8 protein-coding genes are annotated in these 12,619 nt (G+C 48.7%); all 8 read left to right on the top strand.

Annotated elements, in window-relative coordinates; translation table 11 throughout:
• Positions 1–1,102: hypothetical protein (locus KDK17_RS10725; RefSeq protein ID WP_257254203.1), on the top strand; the 1,102-nt coding region annotated here is incomplete at its 5' end.
• A gap of 105 nt (positions 1,103–1,207) precedes the next feature.
• Complete coding sequence (locus tag KDK17_RS10730; protein ID WP_257288068.1) at positions 1,208–2,284, top strand: hypothetical protein; 1,077 nt, start codon at positions 1,208–1,210, stop codon at positions 2,282–2,284.
• Between the two features lie 58 nt (positions 2,285–2,342).
• A complete protein-coding gene (locus tag KDK17_RS10735; RefSeq protein WP_257288069.1) occupies positions 2,343–2,888 on the top strand; it encodes a hypothetical protein in 546 nt (181 codons plus the stop codon).
• 144 nt (positions 2,889–3,032) lie between these two features.
• Complete coding sequence (locus KDK17_RS10740; RefSeq protein ID WP_257288070.1) at positions 3,033–4,970, top strand: hypothetical protein; 1,938 nt, start codon at positions 3,033–3,035, stop codon at positions 4,968–4,970.
• Between the two features lie 195 nt (positions 4,971–5,165).
• The gene (locus tag KDK17_RS10745; RefSeq protein WP_257288071.1) at positions 5,166–6,692 is read left to right on the top strand and encodes a hypothetical protein; all 1,527 of its coding nucleotides are present in this window, start codon (positions 5,166–5,168) and stop codon (positions 6,690–6,692) included.
• 103 nt (positions 6,693–6,795) lie between these two features.
• The gene (locus KDK17_RS10750; protein WP_257288072.1) at positions 6,796–8,574 is read left to right on the top strand and encodes a hypothetical protein; all 1,779 of its coding nucleotides are present in this window, start codon (positions 6,796–6,798) and stop codon (positions 8,572–8,574) included.
• 111 nt (positions 8,575–8,685) lie between these two features.
• Complete coding sequence (locus KDK17_RS10755) at positions 8,686–10,800, top strand: hypothetical protein (RefSeq protein ID WP_257288073.1); 2,115 nt, start codon at positions 8,686–8,688, stop codon at positions 10,798–10,800.
• Between the two features lie 137 nt (positions 10,801–10,937).
• Positions 10,938–12,619 (top strand): hypothetical protein (locus tag KDK17_RS10760; RefSeq protein WP_257288074.1); only part of this gene is annotated, 1,682 nt, incomplete at its 3' end.

Here is a 12,619-nt window from a genome sequence, read left to right on the forward strand (position 1 = left end):
CCTTTCGTATCACAAAAACAGATACCACAGCGGGCCAAAAACCTGTGACTTACCCATGGTCGGGGAGGATGGTCAGCAGCAACCATGCGGGAAGGTCTGCAAAAATATGAGAGCCCTGAGAGATCATAAACGCAGAAGCCACAGCGGGCCCCAAACCTGTGACGTACCCGTGGTTGGGATGGATGGTCAACAGCAGCCATGCGGGAAGGCTTGCAGAAATGCCTGCGCCTTGACTGATCACAAAAGCAAATTCCACAGCGGAGAGCGAACCTGTGACGTGGAAGTGGATGGGGAGGATGGACAACAGCGGCCATGCGGGACGGTATGCAGGAATGCTAATACCCTCAAACATCATAAAAAAAGAGTTCACCGTGAGCAAAAAACCTGTGAAGTGATGGTGTTTGGAGAGGATTGTCAGCAACAGCCATGTGGGATGGTTTGCAAGAATGTTGAAGCCCTGTTGGCACACAAATGTAAATACCACACTGATCAAAAAACCTGTGATCTGATGGAGTTCGGTGAAGATGGCCAGCTGCGACGATGCGGAAAGGTCTGTAAGAATCTCAAAGCCCTGTGGGATCACAAAAGTGGATACCACAGCGGGCACAAAACCTGTAACGTGATGGTAGTCGGGAAGGGCGGACAAAAGCGGCCATGTGGAGCCGCCTGCAGAAATGCTCGCAACCTGACGTATCACAAAAGAAAAATCCACAGTGGGCAGAAAATCTGCGACACAACAGTGGTCGGGGATGATGGCCAGCGGCTACCATGCGGCTTTGTCTGCAAGAATTCTCTATACCTGTTGGATCACAAAGCCAGATACCACAGTGGACAACAAATTTGTCACGTGCCCGTAGTCGGGCAGGATGGTCAGACGCGGCCATGCGAGATGACCTGCGATAGTGTTGTGGCCTTGTCGGTTCACAAAAGAAGATATCATTCCGGTCCACAAACCTGTCAGGAGACAGTGGTCGGGAAGGATGGCCAGCTGCAGCCATGCGGCAAGGGCTGTAAGAACGCTCAGGCCCTAACGGACCACAAAAGAAGACATCGAAAACGTAAGCCTGTCGATTTGGAACAGGGCGATCACTTCAGTCCTTGATCTGACGCCGACTACTTCACGTGCTTTTCTTGATCTATCCTTCCTCACTGTCAAACAGAAAACAAGGATAGAATTAATAAACACATACTCTTTGAGACACTGCTGTTGCTACTGTCGTTGTTTCTCGTCAGCCAGGCCAAAGCGCTGTCAAGACATTTTATTATCGAGCTTCAAAAGGATGAAGGTTCTCCAAAACAGGTCTTTTTTGTAAAAGGTGACTGGCATTCATTGACGGGCAACCCGTCAGAGATTAACGACAACAACTGCTACATAGGATCAACTTCGCCATCGGATAAAAAGCGATACAGACCATACAGTTACGGGATGAAAACGTCCCTGATTGAGTCGCTTTTGTGGCAATGGCTCTACGCCCTCCACCTGCTGGTTGGTTACGAACTGGCTCTGAACAGCAAAGACTCTCTTCTAAGCTCGCCCTCTCATTTATGGGTACCTTTAGAAGTGGCTGTTGTTGTCGGTTGGTTTTTAAAAAACTATTGGAGCCCCGATTCATCACTGTTTAATCCGATTGAACAGCAAGAGACTAAATTTATATTGAGACTGCGGGGTAATACGTTTCCGATTACCACTATGATGCCTGGCTCTGGAGATAACCCATCACAATGCCCGCCATCAGAATCATCCAGCCAGCAAGCCACTGAAACCACCCGCCCACCTATAGGCTATTTTCCTGGCCTTCTTCATTTTGACTGTGGCGGCGGCAACGGAGGCCCTCAAAAACTTCTGCATACTTTGGGTTTAAATTGTTTCGTTTTTCCCTGTTATGGCGTTTGTCAATTCCTGCCATCAGGAGCAACACCCCCACAAAATTCCTGCCCTCACACGAAAACTGATCACTGCCTTAGTTGCATAGACGATTTTGATCCTAAAAACGCCACACAATCAATGACTGTAGGGCTCGCCTGTAGCACTGACTCCGACAGTCCGCTCTATGATGATGTGCAAATGCCCGGGAATTTTCCTTTTAGCCCTGATCATCTGGTCGATGGGATGCTCAGTCTGCGTGGTCATAGTCTGCCAGAAGAAAACGGGATTTTCCGTACGATTGCCGATTTCACAGGCTCAATGGGATCCTTATCTTCGAGTTGCCTCCCTTCGGGAGGGGCTACGCAATGCCAACAAACTCTATCAGATCGCAAAAAAAATACGACAGAGAACAAGTAAATTGTGACGTGACCGTGTTCGGGAGTACGGCCAGCAGCAGCCCTGCGGAAGAGTCTACATGAATGCTAATCGCCTGACAGCTCACAAAAACAGATACCACAGCGGGCAACGAACCTGTGACATAACCGTAGTCGGGAGGGATGGCCGGCTGAGGCCCTGCGGGAAGGCTTTCAAGAATGTTCACCGCCTGTCATATCACAAAAGCAGCTACCACTGCGGACAACAAAACTGTGACGTAACTGAAGTCGGGGAGGATGGCCAGTCGCGGTTATGCGGTAAGGCCTACAGGAGTGCCCGAGCCCTGAGTGATCACAAAAGAAGAAGCCATAGTGGGCCAAAAAGCTGTAAAATAACAGTGTTCACTGAGGATGGCCAGCTGCGGCCATGCGGAAAGGTCTGCAAAAATAATATAACCCTGTCAGTTCACAAAATCAGAGACCACACCGGGCAGCAAACCTGTGACATGACCGTAGTTGGTTTGGATGGCCAGCCACAGCCATGCGGGAGAGTCTGTAAGAATACTCAAGTCCTTTTGAATCACAAAAGAATGCATCGAAAACCCAAGCCCGTTGATTCTAACCGGAACGACTTCCTCAGTCCTTGATCAGACACCTGCCCTTTAACGAGGTTTTCTTGATCTATCCTTCTTCTCTGTCAACCAGAATGCAGGGATAGAATTATTAAACACTCACTCTTTGCGGCACTGCTGTTACTACAGTTGTTTCCTGGCACCTGTCAGGCCGAAGCATTGATAAGACATTTTATTTTCGAGCTTCAACAGGGTGCAGCTTATCCAGAAAAGAATGTTTCTATAAAATCAGGCCGACCTACATTAGCGGGCAAGTCGTCAGACAATACTGGCACTACAGACTACGCAGGATCAACTTCGCGGAATGATGACAAACGCCAAAGGCCCCGAGGTTACGGAGTAAAAACGACAATCATTGAGTCGATTTCATGGCAATGGCTTTATGCCATTCATCTTCTGGTTGCTTACGAACTGATCCTGACCAACAAAGATGCCCCTGTATGCCTCACCCCTTGTTTATGGTTACCTTCAGAAGCAGTTTTTGCTGTCGCCTGGCTTTTAAAAAGCCATTGGAACCCGGATTCACCGCTGTTCAACCTGATTGAACAACTGAAGCCAACTTCTACGCTACGGGGGGGGCGTCCACTTGCGATCACCATTATGATAACTGGCTCCGGAGATAACCCACCGCAATATCCGTCATCAGAATCATCCGGCCAGCAAGCCCTGACAGCCACCAGTCACACTGTAGGCTCTTCTGCTCATCTTCCGTGTTTTGACTCTGGCCATGGTAAAGGAAGTCCTCAGCAACACTCACACACTTTAGGTTTAAATTGTTTCGTTCACCCCTGCCATGGCGTTTGTCAATTCCGGCCATCAGGAGCAACACCCTTACATAATTTGTATCCTCTCTCGGTGAAAGAACACAGCCTCAGTTGCATAGACTATTTTGATTCTGGAATCACTACGCACTCAATGAGCGCAGCGCTGACCTATATCGACGACCCTCACGAGCCGCTCAATGATGATGTACCAATGCCCGGGAATTTGTCTGTCAATGCTGATGACCAGATTATAATCGTTGGGTTACTCAGTCTGGGCGGCTACAGTCTTGCAGAAGGTAACGGGATTTCATCTTCGGGTTGTTTTTCGTCAGGAGCGGTTACCCATTTGCAACAAGCCCTGTCAGATCACAAAAAAAAATACGGCATTGAACAAAAAATTTGTATTGTTACCGTGATCGGGAAGGATGGCCAGCCGAGGCCATGTGGCACAGTCTGCAAGAGCGCTCAATCTCTGTCGTCTCACAAAAGTAGAATTCATACCGGGCAAAGAAACTGTGACGCGACCGTGATTGGGGAGAGTGGTCAGCAGCGCCCATGCGGAAAGGTCTGCAGTAATGCTCAAGCCCTGTTAGATCACAAAAGGAGACATCATAGTGGGAAAAAAACCTGTTATACAATCACTGTCGGGGAGGATGGTCAGCAGCGAACATGTGGCAAGGTCTACAAAAGTATTAAAGCTCTGACAGATCACAGAAGCCGATTCCACAGCGGGCGTCAAACCTGTGGCGTGACTGTGGTCGGGGAAAATGGTCAGCAGCGGCCGTGCGGGACTGTCTGCAAGAATGCACAATGCCTGTTATCTCATAAAAAAAGATATCACACCGGGCAACAAACCTGTGATGTGGCAGTGGTCGGGGAGGATAGCCAACAGAGAGCATGCGGGGAGATCTGCAAGAGTTCCAAAAGCCTGATGGATCACAAAAGAAGATACCACACCGGGCAAAAAACCTGTGAAGTGGAAGTGGTTGGGGAGGATGGCCAGCAATGGCCATGTGGGAAAATCTGTAGGAGTGCTCAAGCACTATCGGATCACAAAAGCAAAGTCCATAGTGGGCAGCAAACTTGTGTCGCGACTGTAGTTGATGAGAATGGTCAGCCGCGGCCATGCGGGAAAGTATGCAAGAATGCCCAACGCCTGTCTTATCACAAAAGCAAAGATCATAGCAGGCAAAAAAACTGTAATGTGACCATAGTCGGGGAGGATGGCCGACAGTACCGATGCGGAAAAGTCTGCAATAATGCCAGAGCCCTGCTGGACCACAAAAGAATGCATCGAAAACGTAAGCCTGCTGATGTGGATCAGAAAGGATGAGTTTATTCCCGTTGTCGCCTTTGGTTTTTAACAGAGAGTTTTTAACAGAAGATTTTTGGCGTAAAAACACAGTTATTTTCTTGATCTATCCTTCCTATCTGTAAACCAGGATACAAGGATAGAATTATTAAACACTCACTCTTCGCAGTACTGCAGTTGCTACTGTTGTTGTCTGTCGCCTGTCAGGCCGGAGCGTTGACAAGAAGTTTTATTGTTGGGCCTGGACAGGATGCAGTCTTTCCAAACCAGAGTTTTTCTATAAAGCGTGGTCGGCATACATTGTCGCAAAGCCCGTCAGTCACTGCTGACAAAAACGGCTGTGTAAGACTTGACTTATCATCTGATAGAAAGCGACACAAACCTGTTATTTACGGAATAAGAACCATCACTATTGAATCGATTTCGAGGCAACCGCTTTACGCCACTCATCTGTGGATGGATCACGAAATGATTCTGACCACCAAAAACGCTCATCTGGGCGCCAAACCAGATTCGTGGTTACCTTTTGAAGTGGTTATCACTGTCAGTTGGCTTTTAAAAAGCTATTGGAACCCCGATTCAGTGCTGTTTAAGCCGATTGAGCAACAGAAGGCAATATCTTTGCTGAAGGGAGAGTATGCGTTTGCGACTTCCATTATGACTTATGGCTCTGGTGACAACCCATCTCAATACTCGCCATTAGAATTACCCAGCCAGCAAGTCTTGGCAGCTACCAGCCACCCTAAAGGCTCTCTCGCTCACCTCCTGTATTCTGAGTATGGCGGTGGTAACAGAGACCCTCATCAATACTTGCACAGTTTAGGTTTAAATTGTTTCGTCCATCCGTGTTATGGCGTTTGTCAATTCCGGTTATCAGGATCCCTAAAAAGTTCATACCCAGACACGACGAATGAACACGGCTTTAGTTGTATAAACTATTTTGATCCTGCAAACGCTACACAATCAACGAGTACCGGGCTCATCTGTACCTCTGCCTCTGACCGGGCACCCAATGATAATGTGCAAATACCCGCGGATTTGTCTGTCACGGCTGATGACCAGATTATAATCGATGGGTTACTCAGTTTAGCTGGTCATAGTTTTCCAGAAGGAAACGGGATTTCCATCACGCTTACCCATTCCACACGCCCAATGAGGAACTCAGCTTTGAATTGTCTCCCTTCCGAAGGTGCTACCCATTGTCAAAAAGCCCTGTCAAATGACAAAAAAAAATACGACACTAAGCATGAAGTCTGTGTCGTGACCGTGATCGGCAAGGATGGCAGACAGCGGCCATGCGGGAAGGTTTTCAAGGGTGCCAGTTACCTGTCTTCGCACAAAAGGAGAAACCACACCGGGCAAAAAACCTGTGACGTGACCGTGTTCGAAGAGGCTGGCCAGCGGCGGCCATGCGGAAAGGTTTTCGGTAATGCTAACGCCCTGTCGGATCACAAAAGCAGGGCTCACGGTCGGCAAAAAATCTGTGGGGTAACAGTGGTCGGGGAGAATGGCCAGCCGCGGCAGTGCGGGAGAGTTTGCAAGAATATTTATGCCCTGTCAAATCACAAAAGGAGAGAGCACACGGGGCAAAAAACCTGTGACGTGACCGTGGTTGGGGTGGATGGGCAGCTGCAGCCATGCGGGCTGGTCTGTAAGAATGCTAAATCCCTGGCAGACCACAAGAGAAGACATCGAAAACGCAAAACTGTTGGTGCGAATCAGTACGATGTCCCCAAACCTTGATTTGACACCCGCCCTTTCATTTCTTTGATCTATCCTTCCTGTCTGTATACCAGAAAGCAAGAATAGAATTATTAAACACTCACTCTTTGTGGCACTGCCGCTGTTGTTGATATTGTCGTCTTTTGCCTGTCAGGCTGAAGCGTTGACAAGGCTTTTTATTGTCGAGTTCGGACAGAAGGCAGGTTTTTTAAACCAGAGCTGTTTTATAAAGCGTGACCAGCATCTATGTTCAGACATTGCCGACACAAGGGACTATGCGGTATTGGATTCGCCACCTGACGAAAAACCACTCTGGCCCGGAGGTTATAGGGTAAAAACGGCCCTTATTGAATCGATATCATGGCAATGGCTTTACGTCACTGATCTTCTGGTTGCTTACGAATTGATCCCGACGACCAAAAATGCCCCTATATGTGTCAACCCATACTCATGGCTGTCTTTAGAGGTGGTTGTCGCTGTTGTCTGGCTTTCAACAAGCTATTGGAACCTCTGTACACCGCTGTTTAGCGCCATTGAACAACAAACCAAGAGTCAGGATAACTCGTTTGCGATCACCACTATGATGGTTGGCTCTGAACAAACCCCACAGCAGGGGCAGCCATCAAAAGCATGCAGCCAACATGCCTTAAAAGCCAACATCCACCCTGCAGGCTCTCGCAGCAGCCACCTGAATACTGAATGTGGCGACGGTAACAGATGCCCAAAAAAACAGCTGCATACTTTGGGTTTAAATTGTTTTGTTGATCATTGTTGTGGCGTTTGTCAATGGCGACAATCATCCGATAGCAGTGGGGTTGATGGTTGGTCGCTGAATTTAAAAGAAAGTTTCACAAACCAAACAGAAGCAACCTCCGGACAAAGCCCATGCCCCCATTTGGCTTTTGGATACTGCTTGCTTTGCATGGGGGATCTTGATCCGGAAAACGCTAAACACTCTCGACATAAACCGCTTTTCGAAAGATGGGTTGATTTCTCTCGTATACCACTTCGATGCGACTTTGACCAACCACCACAGAGTCTTTGCGAAAAATTCGGAAGTCCCATGACACTTAACCTTAGAGAGACAGAACAAACAGTCACTGACTTATCTCAATTGTGTCAGACCCAGCCTCAACTTTCACAGTCAGGTACACCACAATTCACAGACTACCGAGGACAAAAAACCTGTCACGTAAAAGTAATCGGGGAAAATGGCCAGAAGCGTTCATGCGGCGCGATGTTCAGACATACTAAAGCCCTGTCGGATCACAAAAGTCTATGCCACAGCTGGCGACAAATCTGTGACGTGACTGTGGTCGGGGAGGATGGTCAGCCACGCTTATGCGGGATGATCTACAGAAGTACTTGCGCCCTCAATGATCACAAAAGCAAATTCCACAGGGGGCAACAGACCTGTGGCGCGATCGTGGTCGGGGAAGATGGCCGACAGCAGCAATGCGGGAGGGTCTGCAAGAACAGTAATTCCCTGTCGTACCACAAAAGAAGAGATCACAGCGGGCAAAAAACCTGCAACGTAACAGTAGTCAGGGAAGACGGCCAGCATTGGCCATGCAGAAAAGTCTGCAAAAATGCTGCATCTCTGTCAGCTCACAAAAGCAAATGTCACAGTGGGCAGAGAAGCTGTGATGTAACCATGATCGGGGCCAATGGCCAACAGCGCCGATGTGGGACAGTCTTCAAGAATGTTCATGCTCTATCGAATCACAAAATCAGAGTACACACAGATAAACAAGCCTGTGATGTGACCGTGATTGGGGAAGATGGTCTGCAACGGCCATGCGGGAGGATTTGTAAGAATGCTAAATCTATGTCGGAGCACAAGAGAAAACACCGAAAACGCAAGCCTGCTGATCTGGACCAGGAGGATGATATCAGTCCCTGATCAGACGCCCGCCCTTTCACGGGGTGGTCCATCCTTCCTCTCTGTAAATTAAAATGCAAGGATAGAATTATTAAACGCTCACTCTTTGCGGCACTGTTGCTGATATTGTTGTTGTCTATCTTCAGCCAGGCAAAAGCGTTGACAAGGCGTTTTGTGGTTGAATTTGGACAGAAGAGCGATTTTCCAAACCAGAGCTTTTCTATAAAGCGTGCCCCGCACACCTTTTCAGACATTGCTGACACAAACGGCTATGCAGGATCAGATTCTCTTGCTGATAAAAAACGACACAGTGTTTGCAATTATGGAGTAAAAACGACCATCATCGAGTCGAGTTCGTGGCAATGGCTCTATGCTACTCATCTGTTGGTTGGTTACGAATTTATCCCGACTACGAAAGATACTCCTTTTGGCTCTCTCTTATATTCATGGCTACCTGTAGAAGTGGTTGCCGTTGTTGCCCGGCTTTTAAAAAGCTATTGGAAGCCCAATTCACCGCTGTTTTTTTCGATTGAACCACAAAAGGTAACCTCTATGCTGACAAAGAGGGGTTACCCGTTTGCGATCACCACTATGATGCATGGTTCTGGAGGTAGCTCATTACAATATCCAACATCACAATCATCCGGCCACCAAGCTTCGGCAGCCACCACCCACTCCTCAAGCTCTTTCACCAGCCTCCTTTATTCTGATTCCGGCAGTGGTAACGGAGACACTGAACAATACTCACACACTTTAGGTTTAAATTGTTTCATCCATCCCTGTTATGGCGTCTGTCAATTGCGACCATCAGGAGCAACATCCAGACAAAGCTCACGTTCTCATTCGGTGAATGAACACTGCCTTAGCTCCATAAACCATTTTGATTTTGGAAATGCTACACACTCAATGAGTGCGGAGCCCGCCTGTGCCAATGCCCTTGAAGGGAGATTTAATGATGATGTACAAGTGCCCGGGAAGTTGTCTGCCAACGCTGATGACTGGGTTATAATCGATGGGTTACTCAGTCTGAGCAATCATTGTCTTCCGGAAGAAAACGGGATTTCCTGTACGGCTCCCAATCTCACAGACCCAACGGAGACTCCATTTTCGGGTTGCCTTCCTTCCGGAGGGGCCGCCCATCACCAACAAGCTCTGACGAATCAAAGAGACTACATCGCACAAAAAACCTGTGACATGACTGTGGTTGGGAAGGATGGTCAGCAGCAATCATGTGGGAAAGTCTGCAGAAGTATTAAAGCCCTGTCAGATCACAAAGGCAAAATCCACAGCGGGCAGCAAACCTGTGGCGTGACCATAGTCAGGGAGGATAGTCAACAGCAGCCATGCGGGACTGTCTGCAAGAATGTTCAAGCCTTGTTGAATCACAAGAGAATCGCACACAGCGGGCAACAAACCTGTGAAGTAAAAGTAGTCGCAGAGAATGGCCAGCTGCTGCCATGCGGGAAGGTCTGCAAGAATACTATTGCTCTGGTAAGTCACAGAAGAAGAACCCATAGCGGACAACGAGTTTGTGGTGTCACCCTGGTCGGAGAGGGTGGCCGGAAGCGGCCATGTGGGTGGGTCTGTCAGAGTGCTCAGGCTTTGTCACAGCACAAAAGCGGATACCACTCCGGGCAGAAAACCTGTAACGCGATGGTGGTTGGAGAAAATGGCCAGCAGCGGCCATGCGGAACCTTCTGCAGGAACGCCCGCGCCCTGTTGAATCACAAGAGAAGATGCCACACCGGGAAAAAAGTCTGTGACGTGACCGTAGTCGGGGAGGATGGCCAGCCGTGGCCGTGCGGGAAACTTTCCAAGAATGCCTTAGCTCTGTCGGTTCACAAAAGCAAAGCCCATTCCGGGCAAAAAACTTGTGAAGTGACCATGGTCGGGGAGGATGGCCAGCTGCGACCCTGCGGGAAGTTATGCAAAAATGCCGGAAGCCTGACAGATCATAAAAGAAGACACCATAGCGAGCCACAAACCTGTGAAATGACTGTGGTCGCTGAGGATGGTCAGTCGCGACCGTGCGGGAAGGCCTGCATAAGTGCTCGCGCTCTCTCGAGTCACAAAAGAGTAGAGCACACCGTGCAACAAGCCTGTGATGAGATCGTGATTGGGGAAGATGGTCAGCAACGGCCATGCGGCAGGATTTGCAATAATGCTGAATCTGTGTCGGAGCACAAGAGAAAACACCGGAAACGCAAGCCTGCTGATTTGAACCAGAGCGATGACCCCGGTCCCTGATTTGACAACTGCCTTTTCATTTTCTTGATCTATCCTTTCTTTCTAGACCGGAAGGCAGGGATAGAATTATTAAATATTCACTCTTTGCGTTATCGCTTGGGCTACTGTCGTTCTCTATTGTCTGCCAGACCGAAGCGTTGACAAAACGTTTTGTTGTTGAACTTGGGCAGAAAACAGGTTTTTCAAACCAGAGCATTTCTATGATGCATGACCTGCATAATTTTTCAGACATTGCCGACAAAAACGGCTACGCAGGATCAGATTCAAAACCCGATAAAAAACGACAAAGGATTAACAGTCACAGAGCAAAATCGAACATCATTGAATCGATTTCGTGGCAGTGGCTTTATGCCACTCACCTACCGGTTGCCTATGAACTGATCCTTACCACCAAAGATGCTCCTATGAGCATCACCCTTTATTCATGGCTACCTGTAGAAGTGGTTATCGTTGTCGCCTGGATTTTAAAAAGCTATTTGAGTTCCGATTCACCGCTGTTTAACCCGATTGAAGAACAAGAGGCAACCTCTGTGTTGACAGAGGGGAGGCACTCCTTTGCGGCCATCACTATGATGATTGGCGCGGGACACAACCAACAACCAAACCTGTCATCAGAGTCATCCAGCCAGCCAGCCCCGGAGACAACTACCCACCGCTCAGGCTTTTCCATGAGCTACTTAAATACTGACTATGGTGATGGCAACAGAGGCCCTCAAAAACACCTGCATACTCTGGGTCTGAATTGTTTTGTCTATCCCTGTCGTGGCGTTTGTATACTCCGAACATCACCCGTTAGCACGGAGGCTATTGAATTGTCGCTGAATTCGGGGGAAAGTTCGACAAGCCAAACAGAAGCTGAATCCGGACAAAGCTCATGTCCCCACTCAGCTGTTGGACGCTGCCTTCGTTGCATAGGCCATTTTGATCCTGAGAACGCTGCAGATTCCCAAAAAGAACTGCTTTTCGAGTCATGGACTGATCTCCCCCCCCTTCAAGAACTTTGGGATTCTGATCAACTATTACTGAATCTTTCCGAAGCAATCGGAATCGCCGTAATGCTTAACCATACAGAAACACAACAAACAGACAATGAATCATCCCAACTGAGTCAGAGCCAGCCTCATCTTTCACAGTCAGGCGCAATGCAAGCAACAGACAACATCGAACAATGCGTCTGGGAGACGGGAGAAGACTGGGAGGATGGCCAGTGGCGGCTTTGCAGGGGGGGAGGCAAGAGTACTCAAGGTCTGTCAGATGACAAACAAAGAGACCACAGCAGACCAAAAACCTGTGACGTGATCATAGTCGGGAAAGATGGCCAGCAGCGGCCATGTGGCATGGTCTATAAGCACGCTCAATCGCTGTCGTCACATAAAAACAGATACCACACTGAGCAAAAAAACTGTGATGTGACTGTAATCGGAAAGGATGGCCTGCCGCGACCATGCGGCAGGACCTATAAGAATCTTCAATCGCTGTCGTCACACAAAAACAGATACCACAGTGGGCAAAAAAACTGTGATGTAACCGTGATCGGAAAGGATGGCCAGCCGCGACCGTGCGGGGTGCTCTGCCGGAATAGTAACGCCCTGTGGGGGCACAAAACAAGAGCCCACACCAGGCAACAAACCTGTGTCGTGACCATGATCGGGGAGGATGGCCAGCAGCGGCCGTGTGGGGCGGTCTGCAGGAATTTTGTAGCCTTGTGGAATCACAAGAGAAACGTCCACAGCGGGAAAAAAAACTGTGACGTAGCTGTGGTCGGGGAGGATGGACAACAGCGGCCATGCGGGAAGGTCTGCAAGAATGTTAATTCCTT

The organism is Endozoicomonas sp. SESOKO2 (assembly GCF_024606245.1).
Taxonomy (GTDB): domain Bacteria; phylum Pseudomonadota; class Gammaproteobacteria; order Pseudomonadales; family Endozoicomonadaceae; genus Endozoicomonas_A.

Bases quoted from the DNA above. Each gene is read 5' to 3' on its own strand.
- KDK17_RS10735 (WP_257288069.1), top strand. From the start codon at position 2,343: ATGAATGCTAATCGCCTGACAGCTCACAAAAACAGATACCACAGCGGG.